The 15,309-nt window shown below is 75.1% G+C and carries 16 protein-coding genes; 8 read left to right on the plus strand and 8 right to left on the minus strand.

Translation table 11 applies throughout. From position 1 onward, the window contains the following. Positions 1–155: 155 nt before the first annotated feature. Genes WN71_RS06825 through WN71_RS06835 form a run of 3 tightly spaced genes read right to left on the minus strand, consistent with a single transcriptional unit; the run spans position 156 to position 3,840 of the window. Positions 156–2,714: an ABC transporter permease gene (locus WN71_RS06825; protein WP_046585204.1), complete on the minus strand. Its 2,559-nt coding sequence runs from the start codon at positions 2,712–2,714 to the stop codon at positions 156–158. After that, positions 2,711–3,559: an ABC transporter ATP-binding protein gene (locus WN71_RS06830; protein ID WP_240529582.1), complete on the minus strand. Its 849-nt coding sequence runs from the start codon at positions 3,557–3,559 to the stop codon at positions 2,711–2,713. Before WN71_RS06830 ends, WN71_RS06825 begins: the two co-directional genes overlap by 4 nt. Next, positions 3,556–3,840, minus strand: coding sequence for an SHOCT domain-containing protein (locus WN71_RS06835; RefSeq protein ID WP_046585203.1), 285 nt, complete (start codon positions 3,838–3,840; stop codon positions 3,556–3,558). The genes WN71_RS06830 and WN71_RS06835 overlap by 4 nt, the downstream gene beginning before the upstream one ends. 162 nt (positions 3,841–4,002) lie before the next feature. Here WN71_RS06835 and WN71_RS06840 point away from each other — a divergent pair, with 162 nt between their 5' ends. The 4 genes from WN71_RS06840 (at position 4,003) to WN71_RS06855 (ending at position 6,657) form a co-directional block, all read left to right on the plus strand. Beyond that, positions 4,003–4,590 carry a TetR/AcrR family transcriptional regulator gene (locus WN71_RS06840; RefSeq protein ID WP_046585200.1) on the plus strand — a complete coding sequence of 196 codons (588 nt, stop codon included), beginning with the start codon at positions 4,003–4,005 and terminating at the stop codon, positions 4,588–4,590. A 27-nt stretch (positions 4,591–4,617) separates the two neighbouring features. Next, positions 4,618–5,013, plus strand: a complete 396-nt coding sequence (locus WN71_RS06845) for a (R)-mandelonitrile lyase (RefSeq protein WP_046585198.1) — start codon at positions 4,618–4,620, stop codon at positions 5,011–5,013. A gap of 136 nt (positions 5,014–5,149) precedes the next feature. After that, positions 5,150–5,743 (plus strand): DUF4865 family protein, encoded by a 594-nt coding sequence (locus tag WN71_RS06850; RefSeq protein ID WP_046585197.1) that lies wholly within the window; start codon positions 5,150–5,152, stop codon positions 5,741–5,743. Next, positions 5,740–6,657 (plus strand): phosphotriesterase family protein, encoded by a 918-nt coding sequence (locus tag WN71_RS06855; protein WP_046585354.1) that lies wholly within the window; start codon positions 5,740–5,742, stop codon positions 6,655–6,657. The genes WN71_RS06850 and WN71_RS06855 overlap by 4 nt, the downstream gene beginning before the upstream one ends. 95 nt (positions 6,658–6,752) lie before the next feature. On the opposite strand, the gene WN71_RS06860 is transcribed toward WN71_RS06855, so the two are convergent. Further along, positions 6,753–7,991, minus strand: coding sequence for an ROK family protein (locus tag WN71_RS06860; protein ID WP_079177695.1), 1,239 nt, complete (start codon positions 7,989–7,991; stop codon positions 6,753–6,755). 71 nt (positions 7,992–8,062) lie between these two features. Further along, entirely contained in the window at positions 8,063–8,770 is a 708-nt protein-coding gene (locus tag WN71_RS06865; protein WP_046585192.1) for an alpha-ketoglutarate-dependent dioxygenase AlkB family protein, read from the minus strand. A 114-nt stretch (positions 8,771–8,884) separates the two neighbouring features. Here WN71_RS06865 and WN71_RS06870 point away from each other — a divergent pair, with 114 nt between their 5' ends. Then, entirely contained in the window at positions 8,885–10,111 is a 1,227-nt protein-coding gene (locus tag WN71_RS06870) for a methyltransferase (protein ID WP_046585191.1), read from the plus strand. A 67-nt stretch (positions 10,112–10,178) separates the two neighbouring features. Here the strand turns inward: WN71_RS06870 and WN71_RS06875 are convergent, their stop codons facing one another. Beyond that, positions 10,179–11,033, minus strand: coding sequence for a class II fructose-bisphosphate aldolase (locus tag WN71_RS06875; protein WP_046585189.1), 855 nt, complete (start codon positions 11,031–11,033; stop codon positions 10,179–10,181). A gap of 184 nt (positions 11,034–11,217) precedes the next feature. Next, a complete protein-coding gene (locus WN71_RS06880; RefSeq protein ID WP_046585186.1) occupies positions 11,218–12,099 on the minus strand; it encodes an SIS domain-containing protein in 882 nt (293 codons plus the stop codon). Between the two features lie 178 nt (positions 12,100–12,277). Here WN71_RS06880 and WN71_RS06885 point away from each other — a divergent pair, with 178 nt between their 5' ends. Further along, the gene (locus WN71_RS06885) at positions 12,278–13,057 is read left to right on the plus strand and encodes a DeoR/GlpR family DNA-binding transcription regulator (protein WP_046585185.1); all 780 of its coding nucleotides are present in this window, start codon (positions 12,278–12,280) and stop codon (positions 13,055–13,057) included. 117 nt (positions 13,058–13,174) lie between these two features. Here WN71_RS06885 and WN71_RS06890 read toward each other — a convergent pair whose 3' ends face one another. Next, positions 13,175–13,573, minus strand: coding sequence for a luciferase domain-containing protein (locus WN71_RS06890; RefSeq protein WP_046585182.1), 399 nt, complete (start codon positions 13,571–13,573; stop codon positions 13,175–13,177). 315 nt (positions 13,574–13,888) lie between these two features. Between WN71_RS06890 and WN71_RS06895 the strand changes: the two genes are divergently transcribed. Both WN71_RS06895 and WN71_RS42215 read left to right on the plus strand, forming a co-directional pair. Beyond that, complete coding sequence (locus WN71_RS06895) at positions 13,889–14,458, plus strand: hypothetical protein (RefSeq protein ID WP_079177696.1); 570 nt, start codon at positions 13,889–13,891, stop codon at positions 14,456–14,458. 6 nt (positions 14,459–14,464) lie between these two features. Continuing rightward, positions 14,465–15,304, plus strand: coding sequence for a Fic family protein (locus tag WN71_RS42215; protein WP_063777697.1), 840 nt, complete (start codon positions 14,465–14,467; stop codon positions 15,302–15,304). Positions 15,305–15,309 lie beyond the last annotated feature (5 nt).

Raw genomic sequence — 15,309 nt, forward strand, 5'->3', positions numbered from 1 at the left:
CCCGGCGGGGCCCTTCCGCGCAGTTCCCCGCGCCCCAACCCCCCAGGGGCGCGGGGAACTGCGCGCTCAGCCCCCACCGGCCGCAGGTTGGACGACACTTCCCGCCCGCGGGCCCGGTGAGGGCTCCTCCCCCGCCCCGCCGAGCCGACCGCAGGTCACTCCGCTATGGCTCGCAGGACGTCCAGGCCGGCCGCCCGGCGGGCCGGGCGCAGGGCCGCGAGGGCGCCCGCCGTGACGCCGACGAGGGCCACCACCGCGAACCGCACCGGCGGCAGGGCGAACGTGAAGGAGCTGTCGCTCGCCCCGTCCGACGCCTCGACCAGCACCCAGCCGAGGAACGCGCCGAGGCCGAGTCCGCCGGCCGTGCCGAACGCGGCGACCAGGACCGACTCCCAGCGGACCATCGCCCGCAGTTGGGCGCGGGTCTGCCCGACGGCTCGCAGCAGCCCGAGTTCGCGGGTGCGCTCGTGGATCGCCAGGGTCAGCGTGTTGGCGATGCCGAGCAGCGCGATGAGCACCGCGAGGGCGAGCAGCGCGTAGACGAGCGTGAGCATCATGTCGATCCCGCCCGCCGAGGACCGCGCGTACTCGGCACGGGTCTGCACCTGTGGATCCCCGTAGTGGGCGGCCACCTTGCGCACCGCGGCCTCGCCCGCCGCCGTGCCCACGCCGTGCTTGAAGCCGACGGCGATCACCGTGTCGGAGTCCTGGGTACGGTGCGGTGCCCAGGCGGCGCGGGTGACGACGTAGTCGCCGACGAGCTCGGACCGGCCGTAGACGGCACGCACCGTGAAGGTCCGCACCGTGCCGTCGGTGAACGCGAGCCGGGCCGTGGCCCCGACGGCGAGGTGCCGGCGTGCGGCCTCGTCGCGGGTGACGGCGAGGCCGTCCGCACCGAGGCCGCGCAGATCGCCCGAGACCCGGCCGAGGTCGAAGGTCCGCTGGAGAGCGACCGGGTCGGTGACGGTCAACGCCCGCCCCTTCCCGTCGACTTCCGCGACGCCCCGGCCCAGCCCCACGGCCGTCGCGACCTGGGGCAGCCGGGCGATCGCGGGTGCGAGCCGCGGGCTGAGCCCGCTGCCGCCCGCCCCGAACGACGGCGTGCTGACGGCCACATCGCCCGCGAACGACCGCGACACGGTCCGGTCCATGGTGGCCTTCAGCGAGGCGCCGAACACCGTGAACAGCGAGACGACCGCGACCCCGATCATCAGCGCGCTCGCCGTGGCGGCGGTTCGCCCGGGGCTGCGCAGGGCGTTGCGCCGGGCGAGCCCGCCGGTGACGCCGCGCAGCCGGTCGAGCGGGCCGCCGAGCAGTCGTACGGCCGTCCCCGCGGCGACCGGCCCGAGCACCACGAACGCGACGAGCGCGAGCACGGCGCCGCCTCCGGCCAGCCACACCGACGGGGACACCAGGACACCGGTGAGCGTCGTGGCGACGGCGACCGCCAGCAGCGCTCCCCCCGCGACGGCGCGCGGGCGCGAGGCTCCCGAGGTGTCGACGGCCGTCTCGCGGAGCGCGGCCAGCGGCGCGGTACGGCCCGCACGCAGGGCGGGCATCAGCGCGGAGCCGAGGCAGACGGCGACCCCCACGACCGGCGGCAGGATCAGCGACAGCGGCCTCAGCACCAGGTCGCCGCCGGGGAACGGGAAGCCGATCGCGGGGAACAGCGCCTGGAGTCCGGCCGCCACGCCGATCCCGCCGGCGAGTCCGGCGAGGGACGCGGTGACCGCGACGGCGCTCGCCTCCGTCAGGGTCGCCGCGGCGACCTGCCCGCGGACCGCGCCGAGCGCCCGCAGCAGGGCGTTCTCCCGGGCGCGCTGGGCGACGACGATCGCGAAGGTGTTGTGGATGGAGAAGGTCGCGACCAGCAGGGCGACCCCGGCGAACACCAGGAGGAAGGTGGTGAAGATCGTCAGGAACTGGCCGGAGACCAGGTCGGTGTTCTCCCGCGCCGACTCCTGGCCGGTGATCGCCTCGACGCCCTCGGGCAGCACGCGGTCCAGGCGGCGCACCAGCTCCTCCTGGCTCACGCCGGGACCGGCCCGCACCTGGATGCTCGACGCCCGGCCCGGTCGCGCGGTCAGGTACTTCTCCGCGTCGGTCTGGGTCATGCCGGTGTACGTCACCTGCCCCATGCCGTTCTCGCCGCCGAAGGTGGCGAGGCCGACGACGGTCACCCGCACCGGGTCGGGGGTGCGCAGGACCGTGGTGTCGCCGATCTTGAGACGGCCTTTCTCGGCGGTGCCGCGGTTGACCACGACCTCGCCGGACCGGGCGGGCGCGCGGCCCTCGGCGAGCCGGTAGGGGTTGAGCCGGGTGTCGGTGATCCAGTTCCCGGCGAGGGTGGGCGGCCCCTGGCCGCCGACGGGCTTGCCGTCGGAGCCGATCAGTTGCCCCGCGCCCTGGATCTGCGGCGCGGCGGCCGCGACGCCGGGGACCCGCTCGACGGTCCGCACGAGCGAGGTGTCGACGGGGCTGCGCTGACCGCGGCTGTCGCCGGGGGTGGTGATGACGTCGGCGCCGCGCACCACCGCGTCGGTCCCCGCCGTCGCGTCACCGAACATCGTGCCGAACGCGGAGCGCAGCGTGTCGCCCATGACGAGGGTGCCGGCCAGGAAGGCGACGCCGAGGAACACGGCGAGGAAGGTGCCGGCGAAGCGGCGCTTGTCGGCGCGCAGGGAGGACCGGCTCAGGCGCAGCAGGGTTCTCACGGCGACCTCACCTCGAACGCCTTCAGCCGGTCCAGGACCTTGTCCGCGGTCGGCGACGCCATCCGGTCGACCAGTCGGCCGTCGGCCAGGAAGACGACCTCGTCCGCGTGGGCGGCAGCCACCGGGTCGTGCGTGACCATGACGACCGTGCGCCGCATGTCGCGTACGGCGCGGCCGAGCAGGCCGAGCACCTCCTGCCCGGAGCGGGAGTCCAGGTTGCCGGTGGGTTCGTCGGCGAAGACGACTTCCGGCCGTCCGGCGAACGCCCGTGCCACGGCGACGCGTTGCTGCTGCCCGCCGGAGAGTTCGGCGGGCCGGTGGCGCAGCCGGTCGCGCAGGCCCACGACGTCGACGAGGGCGTCGATCCACTCCGGGTCGCCGCCGCGGCCCGCGAGGTCCAGCGGCAGGGTGATGTTCTCGGCGACCGTGAGCGTGGGCACCAGGTTGAACGCCTGGAAGACGAATCCGACGCGGTCGCGGCGCAGCAGGGTCAGGCGGCGGTCGTCGAGGTCGCCCAGATCGGTGTCGCCGATGCGGGCGGTGCCCGAGGTGAGCGTGTCGAGGCCGGCCGCGCAGTGCATCAAGGTGGACTTGCCGGAGCCGGAGGGGCCCATGATCGCGGTGAAGCGTCCGGCCGGGAAGCCGACGCTCACCCCGTCCAGGGCCCGCACGGTGGTGTCGCCGCGGCCGTAGACCTTCACGGCGTCGGTGACCCGGGCGGCCACGGGGGACGCGCCGGATTCGCCGGGGTCGCCGGGGTCCGCGCTCGCCCGGTCCGCCGGACTCACCCGCCCCGCCGTGGCCGTGGCCGATGTCGTACGAACGTCGGGAGCCGTGCCCGTCATGCCGGTCCCCCCTTGCCGATCCGGCCGAAGTGCTCCTCCAGGACGGACATCCGGCGCCAGTACTCCTCCTCGTCGATCTCGCCCGCCGCGAACCGGCGGCCGAGCACGGCGAGCGGCGAGTTGTCGCCCGCGGTCGGCCGCCAGGGGCCGCCGCCCCGGCCGCGCCAGGCGGTGCGGCGCAGCAGCCGGATGCCGCCGAACACCACGACCGCCCAGATCAGCGGGAAGAACAGGATCCACGGGCCGGGTCCGCCACCGCCCCAGTTCGCCAGGGTCTCCATCTCGGGTCATCTCCTCGTTCACGGTCCTCCAGGGATGCCTCGAGACTGTCGCGGAAGGGGGGTCCCGGTCGTCGTACGGCCAGCGGCAGTGCGGGTACCTCCCCGGGAGTACGGGGGGCCGCCGCGGCTGCTCCGATCGGAGTGGTTTCTGTAACTACTAGTATGTACAGTGAGCGCATGAGCACTTCGGAGCGGCTGATCGAGTCGACCCGGGAGCTGCTCTGGGAGCGCGGCTACGTGGGCACCAGCCCCAAGGCGATCCTGGAGCGGTCGGGCGCCGGGCAGGGCAGCATGTACCACCACTTCAAGGGCAAGCCCGATCTGGCGCTGGCCGCGATCCGGCGGACGGCCGAGGAACTCGGCGCCACCGCCGAGGCCGTGCTCACCGGGCCGGGCACGCCGTACGACAGGATCACGGCGTATCTCACCCGCGAGCGCGACGTGCTGCGCGGCTGCCCGGTCGGCCGGCTGACGATGGACCCGGACATCGTCGCGAACGACGAGTTGCGCGCACCGGTCGACGAAACCCTCGACCGCATCCGTGAGTTGATCGCGGCGATCGTCGAAGAGGGCAAGGAGCAGGGCCAGTTCGCGCCCTCGCTGGACGGCGCGGAGATCGCGGCGACCGTACTGGCGACCGTGCAGGGCGGCTATGTCCTCGCCCGCGCCTCCGGCTCCCCCGCCGCGTTCGACGCGGGGGTGCGCGGACTGCTGTCGCTCCTCGAACCCCGCGGCACCCCACACCCCTGAAGCACACCCCGACAGGAGTCCGTACCCGTGCACATCACGAGACAGCGCCCCGACACACAGCAGGGCCCCGCAGAGAACTTCAACGGCACGGTGTGGATGGACGTGGTCGCCGCCCCCGAACCCCCGTCCCGGCTGCGGATGTTCAACGTGCACTTCGCGCCCGGCGCGCACACCGCCTGGCACCGGCATCCGCACGGCCAGGTGCTGCATGTCCTGGAGGGCGAGGGGCTGGTGCAGCGCAGGGGCGGGGAGGTGGAGGAGATCCGGGCGGGCGACACCGTGTCGATCGAGCCGGACGAATGGCACTGGCACGGCGCCGCGCCCCGCACGTTCATGACCCATCTCGCGGTCGTGGAGGCCGCCGAGGACGGCACGACCATCGAGTGGCACGAGCACGCGCACGTGCCCGAGTACCCCTGCTGACCGGCCGCGTCACCCGCCCCGGCCGCGCTCGCCGACCCGCCGCCCACGGACACGTGACGACCCACGCACCCGCCGCCCCATGGACACGTGACGACCCACGCACCCGCCGCCCCACCGACCCGTCGGAGGACGAGACATGCACGCCATGCAGTACGAACTGACCCTGCCCGCCGACCACGACATGGGGATCATCCGCGCCCGCGTCGCCCGCGTCGGCCATCTGCTCGACACGTGGGACGGCCTCGGCACCAAGGCCTACCTGCTGCGGGAGCGCGGCCGGCACGGCTCACGGGTCAACCAGTACGCGCCGTTCTATCTCTGGGACACCGTCGAGGGCATGAACGCCTTCCTCTTCGGCGGGGCCTTCCAGGGGCTCGCGAACGACTTCGGGCGCCCGGACGTACGCCAGTGGACGGGGCTCGCGTACGAGGAGGGAAGCGCGCCGCGTTCGGCGACAGCCTTCGCCGTACGGCATCGACAGCCCGTCCCTCAGAGGGAGTTGGCGGAGTGGGCGGCGGACGCGGTGGCCGAGACCCGGCGGCTGGCCGGGCTGGACGGGGCCGTCCTCGCGGCCGCCGCCGTGGACACGCGCGCCTGGGAACTCGTGCACTTCTCGCTCTGGGAGACCTTCGCGGAGGGGGACGCCCCGAAGGCCGAGGGCGACGTGTTCGAGGTGCTGCACCTGTCGGCCCCCGGGGCGGCCGGTCTGCGGCGGGGGCGCCAGTGGTGAGCGCCGTGCGCACGGTCCTCGGGGACCTGCCCGCCGACCGCCTCGGCGTGTGCGACGCGCACGACCATCTCTTCCTCGGCAGCCCGCAGTTGGCGGGACGGGAGCTGAACGACGCGGCCGCGGCGCGGGCCGAACTGGCCGCGTTCGGCGCGGCGGGCGGGGCGGCCGTCGTGCAGTGGACGCCGTACGGCATGGGGCGGCGGGCCGCGGACCTGCCGGCACTGTCCCGTGCGGCGGGGGTGCACGTGGTGTGCGCGACCGGGCTGCACCAGGCCGCGCACTACACCCCGGACACGCTCGACGCGCTGCGCGGCCGGCTTCCCGACCTGTTCGTCTCCGAACTGACCGACGGGATCGGCACGTCGGGGGTGCGGGCCGGGCTCATCAAGGTCGCGGGCGGCTTCCACGGTCTGGACGCGCACGCCCGCTGGACCATGACGGCCGCGGCCGAGGCGCACCGGGCGACGGGTGCGCCCGTCGCCGTCCACCTGGAACACGGCACCGCCGCGCTCGACGTGCTGGACCTGCTGTGCGGCGCCGGGGGCGTGCCGCCGCACCGGGTGATCCTCGGGCATCTCAACCGCTCCCCCGACCCCGTGGTGCATCGCCAGGCCGCGGCCGTCGGCTGTTATCTGGCCTTCGACGGCCCCTCCCGGGCCCATCACGCCACGGACTGGCGGATGCCGGAGGCGATGGCGGCCCTGGTGGACGCCGGGTACGGCGACCGGCTGCTGCTGGGCGGCGACACGGTCGTCGCGGGCGCACGCTCGGTGGACGGCGGGCCCGGGATGCCCTATCTGCTGCGGCGGCTGCGGCCCCGGCTGGCCGCGGAGTTCGGCACGGAGGCGGTGGAACGGATCCTCACGGCCAATCCGGCGGAGGCGTTCGCGGTGGAGTGGGCCGCGGAGGGCTGACCTCCTCGGTGGCCACGGCACCGGCACGGACCCCGGTGACGCCGGCCCGCTGGGCTCACCCGGGCCGCCGCCCCGCCCGCGTCACCCGGTCCTGATCAACTCAGTGCCGCCAGCGGGTCGTCGAGGACCGGCTGCCAGGCCAGCTCGGCCGCGCCGACCAGGCTGTTGTGCTCCAACGTGCAGGCCAGGATGGGCACTCCACCGCTCTGCCCCCACAGGCTGCGGTCCGCGACGACCGCGCGCAGCCGCTCCGGGTCGACGTCCAGCAGCGTGCGGTGCAGCCCGCCGAGGATGATCCGGTCCGGGTTGAGGATGTTCACCAGGCCGGCGAGGCCGAGGCCCAGACGGTCGATGAGCGCCTCGGTCGCGGTGCGGACGGCGGGGTCGTCGTAGTGGTGGCGGACGAGGTCGTCGGCCTGCCGCAGCAGCGACACCTCGGGGCCCGGGACCCGGCCGGCCGCGGTGAGCAGCGCCAGCGGGTCGGCCTCGACGTCCAGGCAGCCCCGGCTGCCGCAGTGACAGGGGCGCCCCTCCGGGTTGACCGTGAGATGGCCGACCTCCAGTGCCAGGCCCGAACTCCCGGTGTGCAGGCGCCCGTCCAGGACCAGCGCGCCACCGACGCCCCGGTGCCCGGTGGCCACGCACAGCAGGTCCCGTGCGCCGCGCCCGGCGCCGTGCCGGTGCTCGGCGAGCGCGGCGAGGTTGACGTCGTTGCCCGCGAAGGCGGGACCGGTGAGACCCGCCGCGCGCACGCACTCCGTGAACAGCCGCCGCACGGGCGCGCCCACCGGCCAGGCGAGATGCAGCGGGTTGAGGGCGCGCCCGTCCGGTTCGGCGACGGCGGACGGCACGGCGAGGCCCGCGCCGACGCATCGGCGGCCGGTCGTGCGCAGCAGGTCCGCGCCGACCTCCACGACGGCGGCGAGCACCTTCGACGGATCGGAGTCGACGGTCTCGCAGCCGGGGGCGGTGGCGACGATACGGCCGCCCAGGCCGACGAGCGCCGCGCGGAAGCCGTCGGCGTGGATCTGCACGGCCAGCACGACGGGGCCGTCCTCGGCGACCGCGAGCCGGTGCGAGGGGCGGCCCTGGGAACCGGCCGCCGCGCCGGGCCGGGCGTCCACCCGGATCAGGCCGAGCGCCTCCAGCTCGGCGGCGACCGCGCCGGCCGTCGCCCGGGTCACGCCCAGTTCGGCGGTGAGCACGGCCCGGGTCGGCGCCCGCCCGGTGTGGACGAGCTCCAACGCGGGCCCGAGCGCGCCGCGCCCTCGGTCCAGCCGCGTTCTCGAGGTGGTCCCATCCCCCGCGTGCCGGGGGTCCGCCGTACCGCTCATGAGGGCGAGTCTCCCATGATCCGCACACGGGGTGACCAGCACCGCGTCTGCGGCGGGCCCACGGGCCGGACTCACGCCCCCGGCAGCCCGCCGACCCGCAGGGTGACGTTGAGCCGCCCGGTGAGTCCGAGGCCGGGCGGCGCGGTGCCCGGGCAGACCCGCGGCACACCGTGGAAGGCGAGCCGGGCGGGCCCGCCGAAGACGAACAGGTCGCCGCTGCGCAGCTCCACGTCGGTGTAGGGCTTCGCCCGGTTCTCGGTGTTGCCGAAGCGGAAGACACACGTGTCGCCGAGGCTCAGCGAGACCACGGGGTCGGGCGAGCGCTCGTCGGCGTCGCGGTGCATCCCCATCCGCGCGTCGCCGTCGTAGAAATTGATCAGCGCGATGTCGTACGGCGCCGTCGACGCGCCCTCGGTGTCGCGCGAGGTCCCCGCGCCCTCGGTGTCGTGCGAGGTCCCCGGCGGGCCGAGGGCGTCGGTCACCGCGCGGCGGCCGAGGTCGCCGAGCCACTCCGGGAACGGCTTGACGGGCGCCCCGTCGCCGTCGACGACCGTGCGGGCATAGGCGTACGGGTACCAGTGCCATCCCAGGCAGACCTGCCGGGCGGTCATCGTGCCGCCGCCGGGGGTGCGGACGGTGCGCAGTCCGGCGGGCGGCCGCGCCCACTCCCGGCAGGCGTCGAGGAGGGCGCGCTGCCGGTCGGCGGACAGCCAGTCCGGCACATGCACCGCGCCGGGGGCGACCTCGACGCGCTCACGGGGAAACAGCTCGGCGTCCATGCCCTCCATCCTGCCCGCAGGGTGCTCGGCGCCGACGCCCCGGCAGGGGCGGGCTCCGCCGGACGCGGTGCGCCCCCGCGCCTCGGATAGCCTGGACGCACGATGAACGACCGTATGACGACGCCGTGGGGCGAGCTCGACCTGGACAGGTTCCCGGAGGATCCGCGCGACCGGCTGCGCGCCTGGGACGCCTCCGACGCCTATCTGCTGACGCATCTCGTCGAGGAGCGGGTGCCGCTCGACGGCACGGTCGTGGTCCTCGGGGACCGCTGGGGCGCGCTGGCCACGGCACTCGCGGCCCGGCGCGCGGCGCGGGAACAGGCACGGGAAGCGGCGCAGCCCGAGGCGGCGCGGGACGAGCCGGCGCACGACGAGGCGGCGCGGGACGGCGGCGCGCACCTGGTGCAGATCACCGACTCCTTCCTGACCCGCGAGGCGACCCGGGCGAACCTCGCGCGGGCCGGCGCCGAGCCCGGTGCCGTGTCCCTGCTGACCACGCAGGACCCGCCGCCCGAGCGGATCGACGTGCTGCTGGTACGGGTGCCCAAGAGCCTCGCGCTGCTGGAGGACCAGCTGCTGCGGCTCGCGCCCGCCGTGCACGCGGGCACGGTCGTGGTCGGCACCGGCATGGTGAAGGAGATCCACACCTCCACGCTCCGCCTGTTCGAGCAGATCCTCGGCCCCACCCGGACCTCGCTCGCGGTCCGCAAGGCCCGGCTGATCCACACCGCCCCGGACCCCTCGCTCGACCGGCCCGCGAACCCGTGGCCGTACGAGTACACGCTCCCCGGGGACATCGGCGCGGTCTCGGGCGGCATGGTCGTCAACCACGCGGGTGTGTTCTGCGCCGACCGGCTCGACATCGGCACCCGGTTCCTGCTCCGGCATCTGCCGCCCACGCGGGACGCCCGCCGGGTGGTGGACCTCGGCTGCGGCAACGGAGTGGTCGGCACGGCGGTGGCGATGGCCGACCCGGAGGCCGAAGTGCTGTTCGTGGACGAGTCGTTCCAGGCGGTGGCGTCGGCCGAGGCCACCTTCAAGGCCAACGGGGTGCCCGGACACGCGGAGTTCCGCGTCGGGGACGGCCTCGCGGGCGTGTCGGCGGGCAGCGTCGACCTCGTGCTGAACAACCCGCCGTTCCACTCGCACCAGGCGACGACGGACGCGACGGCGTGGCGGATGTTCACCGGGGCGCAGCGGGTGCTGCGGCCCGGCGGCGAGCTGTGGGTGGTCGGCAACCGGCACCTCGGCTACCACGTCAAGCTGAAGCGGCTGTTCGGCACCTGCGAACTGGTGGCCAGCGACCCGAAGTTCGTGCTGCTGCGCGCGGTGAAGCGGTAACGGGCGCCCCCTCTGACACCTCGCCGTCCCCGGAAGCCTCCGGAAGTCCCCGGACGTCCCCGGACGCTCAGGCCGTGCCCAGCACCGCGATGATCCGGGCCACCTCCCCCGTCATCGCCTCGCGGGCGGCGGCGAGATAGCGGCGCGGGTCGACGGCGTCCGGGTGGACGGCGAGATGGTCGCGGATCGCGGCCGTCATGGCGAGGTTGAGGGCGGTGCCGACGTTGACCTTGGCGATGCCGCCGACGACCGCCCTGCCCAGTTCGCCGTCGGCGACCCCCGAGGAGCCGTGCAGGACGAGCGGCACGCCGAGCGCCGTCGCGAGGCGTTTGAGCAGGTCGTGGTCGAGGGTGGCGGTGCGGGTGGTCATGGCGTGCGCGCTGCCGATCGCTACGGCCAGGGCGTCCACCCGGGCATCGCGGACGAAGGCGTGCGCCTCGGCGGGGTCGGTCCGCGCGCCGGGTGCGTGGGCGTCCAGCGCGGGCCGGCCCGCCTTGCCGCCGATCTCCCCCAACTCGGCCTCGATCCAGAGCCCTTGGGCGTGCGCGTAGTCGGCGGCGGCGCGGGTGGCGGCGAGGTTCTCGGCGTACGGCAGGCGGGAGGCGTCGTACATCACGGAGCCGAACCCGGCGTCGGCGGCCTGCCGCAGCAGCTCGTCGCTCTGCACGTGGTCGAGGTGCAACGCGACGGGTACGGCGGCGCTCCGGGCCGCCTCGGCGGCGGCGCGGGCGAGCGGCCGGAGCCGGCCGAGGCGGAACCTGACGGCGTTCTCGCTGACTTGGAGCACGACGGGGGCGCCGGCCGCCTCGGCGCCGGCGACGACGGCCTCGGCGTGTTCGAGGGTGATGATGTTGAAGGCGGCCACCGCCGTGCGCGCGGCGGCGGCCCGGGTGATCAGCTCACCGGTCGGTACGAGGGGCACGTGCGGTCTCCTCCGCGGGGCGGCTCAGGGTGTGGGAGCCCCGAGCCGCTCGGGCTCGGGGCGCGGGAATCAGCGGGCGTCCGGGCGCGCGGACCGACGAGGACGGGCGGGGCCGAGGCGCGAGGACCGGCGGGGCTCAAGGCGGGGGAGTCACCGGGAATCCAGGCGGGCGGATCGCCGGAGCTCACGGCCCGAGGATCACCGAGCGGGTGAGGTGGCGCGGGCGGTCGGGGTCCAGTCCGCGCGCGGCGGCGACGGCGACCGCCAGACGCTGGGCGCGGACGAGTTCGGCGAGCGGGTCCAGGGTTCCGCTCACCCACAACCCGCCCGTGGCGCGCACCTGTTCGGCGAGTCCGTCGGGCGCCTCGCCGAACATCCAGGTGGCCGTGGACTTCGTGGTGACGCTGATGGGGCCGTGCCGGTACTCCATGGCCGGATAGGACTCCGTCCACGACAGCGACGCCTCGCGCATCTTCAGCGCCGCCTCGTTGGCGAGGCCGACCGTCCAGCCCCGGCCGAGGAAGGTGAACTGCCCGCACTCCACCAGTCCTTCGGGCAGCGGCGCGTCGAGGGCGGTCCGGGCGTCGGCCACGGCGGCCTCGTCGTGCAGCCCGAGGTGGGAGCGGAGCAGGGTGAGGGCGGTGGTGGCGAACCGGGTCTGCACGACGGAGCGTTCGTCCGCGAAGCCGAGCACCACCACCTCGTCGGCGGCCGCCATGACGGGCGTCCCGGGGTCGGCCGTGATCGCCGTGGTGCGGACGCGGCCGCGCAACCGCCGTAGCAGAGTGAGCACTTCGGTGGTGGTGCCGGAGCGGGTCAGGGCGAGGACCCGGTCGTAGGCGCGGTGGTGGGGGAACTCGGAGGCGGCGAAGGCGTCGGTCTCCCCCTGGCCCGCGCCCTCGCGCAGCGCGGCGGCCGACTGGGCCATGAACCAGGAGGTGCCGCAGCCGACGATCGCGACCCGCTCCCCCGGTGCGGGCAGTGCGCCGCCGTGACCGGCCGCCTCCTGTGCCGCCCGCGTCCAGCACGCGGGCTGGCTGCGCAGTTCGTCCTCGACATGGGTCATGCCCGGCCCCTCCCGGTCGAACGTCGAGGACGCGCCCGAGGACGCGACTCTCATGACGTTTCTTGCAAGAATCAGCGAGCTTTCAAGCAGAAACAAGCATAGGGCGCCGCAATGGGGTGCGCTAGGGTCACTCGGAGATCGGGAAACAGAGAGAAGCGGAGAGGAACGGAGAGGCCGCATGTCGCGGGACGCCCGCTGGAAGGCGCTGCTGGAGCTGCTCGTGGAGCGCGGCCGGCTGGACGTCGAGGCGGCGGCGGCCGAACTGGACGTCTCCGCGGCGACGATCCGCCGCGACTTCGACCAACTGGCCGACCAGCAGATGCTGGTGCGCACCCGCGGCGGCGCCGTGGTGCACGGCGTCTCCTACGAACTGCCGCTGCGCTACAAGACCGCCCGCCGCGCCTCGGAGAAGCAGCGCATCGCGCGGGCGGTCGCCGGACTCGTCGCGCCGGGCGACGCGGTGGGCCTGACCGGCGGCACGACCACCACCGAGGTGGCGCGCGCGCTGGCCGTGCGCGCCGACCTCGCCTCCGGCACACCGGCGTTGACCGTGGTCACCAATGCGCTGAACATCGCCAACGAGCTGGCTGTACGGCCCCAGTTCAAGATCGTGGTGACCGGCGGGGTGGCCCGCCCGCAGTCGTACGAACTCGTCGGGCCGCTCGCGGACGGGGTGCTGGGGCAGATCACGGTCGACGTGGCGGTGCTGGGCGTGGTCGCCTTCGACGCCACGCACGGCGCGGCGGCACACGACGAGGCGGAGGCCGCGATCAACCGGCTGCTGTGCGATCGGGCGGAGCGCGTGGTCGTGGCGGCGGACTCCAGCAAGCTGGACCGGCGGGCGTTCGCCCGGATCTGCGCGGCCGACGCGGTGGACACCCTGGTGACGGACACGGCGGCGGCACCGGAGGCGGTACGGCGGTTCGAGGAGGCGGGGGTCGAAGTGATCGCGGTCTGAGGCTCCCCCCTGGCGCGGTCCCAGACTCCCCCGGGCGCGGCCCGAGGCTCCACCCGGACGCAGGGTCGGAAGCCGCCGGGGCCGACCGGATGCAGAAGCCGCCGGGGCCGACCGGCCTCAGACGCTGCCGAAGTCGACCTTGACGAACCCCGCGCCGCGCTGGTCGTTGCAGCCGGGGCCGGCGGTCCCCTCGGGAGGCACGGGCCGCGCCTGGTGGGCCTGGAGCGCGACGCTCACGAGGGTGATCAGCAGATCGACGTCCGAGACGGCGTCGAGACGTATGGTCACCCACTGCGAACCGGGCACGATCCGCACCGCGCCCGCGGCGCGCAGGTCGCGGGAGAGCCGCCGGATGGCCTGCTCCGTGAGGTGCAGATCGACGTCCCGCTCCGAGTGGAAGTGCGCGATCTCCCCCTGCGGCGAGCCGAGCGCCTGACCCAGACCGCAGCTGGGTGCGACCTGCCTCAGGTCCGGCCAGGTCGACAAGCGCGTGAAAGCGCGCAGGGCCAACGTCATGGCCCCATCATGGACCGCTCACCGCCCGGCAACCAGGACGTGAGCAACTATTAACCGCCAGGCCTCAGTCAGTGCGTACCGAAATGTTCGGCCTTGTCCTCTTGCGCGACTCGAAATACGCGTGCCGTCGTCTCGCTCCTCGGGCACCATCGGGCCCGAGGCCCCCGTCCGCCCCGCACCCGGAGGTGCATCACGTCGCCGTACGACCCCGAACTCTCCCCCGGCAGCCTGCCGTGGCAGACGGCGGACCCGCAGGTCAACGCCTTTGCCCTGGACGCGGAGGAGGAGGCCCGACTCACCGCTCTGATCGCGGACATGACGCCCGATCGGGGCGCCACGCGCACGGACACGCTGCGCTTCGTGGACGAGGTCACCGTCGTCCTCGCGGCCCGCTACGGCCGGTGGGCCTGCGGCTGGGACTGGGGCATCGGCGAGGGAGGCGGCGGCGGGGTGGTCGCGAGCTGGTGCTGCGACAGCCATTCGGTGGGTGAACCCGCGGACACGGCGGCCCGGGTCGTGGCGTCGCTGCGGGAGTGGCGGGACTGGATCGAGGAACTGGCCGACCGGTTCGCGGCCCTGGCCCCGCCGTCCGACGCGAGCCCCGAGGACCGCAGTTGGCATCTGGAGCGGGCCGCCACCCGGCTGGTGACGGTCGTCGTCGACCGCACCGGCGCCGAGGCCGGCTGGTACAGGACGTGCCGCCTGGTGCTCATCTGGTTCCTCACCTCGGCCGGCCTGACGCCCGACGAGGCCCGGACCGCGGCGGAATCGGCGATCGACGGCCGGTTCAAGAGCTGGGTGGCCCCGCCGGCCACGCTGATCGACTCCGTGGGCGAGGACCTGGCCGTCGGCCTGACCGGTACCCGCCCCTACCGCGATTTCTGAGGCGCCATGACGGCCGACGCGCTGGCGGCCTGGTGCCGCGTCAGGGAGCAGGTGGACTGGACGACGGCGGCGGCGCCCGCACCGCCGCGGCGCCGTCCCGCCGGGCCGGCGGCTCGGCACGAACCCCCGCCGCACCAACCGGACCGGGACGGGCTCGCGGCCGCGCACGCCCCCTCGCCACGGCCCGCGGACGGGCTCGCCGCCTGGTGCGACGGTCCGGTCCGGCGTCGCGACCCGGTGCGGGCCGACCGGCTGCTCGGCGCGCTGGCCCTGAGCCGCGCCGACGCGGCCCGGGGCGCGCCGCTCACCGTGCCGCTGCTGGCGGGCTGGCAGCGCCAGGTACTCGGGGTGCCCGTGGCCCGGCTGCGGCGGACCGACGCCTTCGCCAAGGGCGGGCGCGAGCGCTACGGCCTGACGCCGTCCACCTGGCGCGACTTCACGCGCTGCCTGCGCCAGAGCGGCGACCTCGCGCTCCCGCCGCCGACCCGCGCCGCCCGCGCCTACCTCGACGTGGCCTTCTTCCACCCCTTTCCCGACGGCAACGCCCGACTGGCCCTGCTGGTCCTGGGGTACGTCCTGGAGTCCGCGGGGGTGCGCCTGGACGAGGTCGGCCCGCTCGCCGTCGCGCGCCACGCCGACGATCCGGCCGGAGCCGCCGACCTCGCCGCGCTGGTGGCGGTCCTCGCGAGAGCGGCGCACCGGCGGTCGGGGACGAGCGGCCGCCCGGCGGATACGCGCGGCCCGGGGTGGGCAGCGAAGGGGTGCCCCGACGGATCGGGCGCGACGGAAGGGGACACGAGTGGCGCACAACGAGGGTCGTCCGCCGGAGGGTTGGAGCGCGGGTGAGCGCC

The sequence above is a fragment of the Streptomyces mangrovisoli genome (assembly GCF_000974985.2).
Taxonomy (GTDB): Bacteria; Actinomycetota; Actinomycetes; order Streptomycetales; family Streptomycetaceae; genus Streptomyces; species Streptomyces mangrovisoli.

Bases quoted from the DNA above. Each gene is read 5' to 3' on its own strand.
- WN71_RS06870 (WP_046585191.1), top strand. From the start codon at position 8,885: ATGACGACGCCGTGGGGCGAGCTCGACCTGGACAGGTTCCCGGAGGAT.
- WN71_RS06860 (WP_079177695.1), bottom strand. From the start codon at position 7,991: ATGAGCGGTACGGCGGACCCCCGGCACGCGGGGGATGGGACCACCTCG.
- WN71_RS06885 (WP_046585185.1), top strand. From the start codon at position 12,278: ATGTCGCGGGACGCCCGCTGGAAGGCGCTGCTGGAGCTGCTCGTGGAG.
- WN71_RS06830 (WP_240529582.1), bottom strand. From the start codon at position 3,559: ATGACGGGCACGGCTCCCGACGTTCGTACGACATCGGCCACGGCCACG.
- WN71_RS06865 (WP_046585192.1), bottom strand. From the start codon at position 8,770: ATGGACGCCGAGCTGTTTCCCCGTGAGCGCGTCGAGGTCGCCCCCGGC.
- WN71_RS06840 (WP_046585200.1), top strand. From the start codon at position 4,003: ATGTACAGTGAGCGCATGAGCACTTCGGAGCGGCTGATCGAGTCGACC.
- WN71_RS42215 (WP_063777697.1), top strand. From the start codon at position 14,465: ATGACGGCCGACGCGCTGGCGGCCTGGTGCCGCGTCAGGGAGCAGGTG.
- WN71_RS06880 (WP_046585186.1), bottom strand. From the start codon at position 12,099: ATGACCCATGTCGAGGACGAACTGCGCAGCCAGCCCGCGTGCTGGACG.
- WN71_RS06835 (WP_046585203.1), bottom strand. From the start codon at position 3,840: ATGGAGACCCTGGCGAACTGGGGCGGTGGCGGACCCGGCCCGTGGATC.
- WN71_RS06895 (WP_079177696.1), top strand. From the start codon at position 13,889: ATGACGCCCGATCGGGGCGCCACGCGCACGGACACGCTGCGCTTCGTG.
- WN71_RS06850 (WP_046585197.1), top strand. From the start codon at position 5,150: ATGCACGCCATGCAGTACGAACTGACCCTGCCCGCCGACCACGACATG.
- WN71_RS06890 (WP_046585182.1), bottom strand. From the start codon at position 13,573: ATGACGTTGGCCCTGCGCGCTTTCACGCGCTTGTCGACCTGGCCGGAC.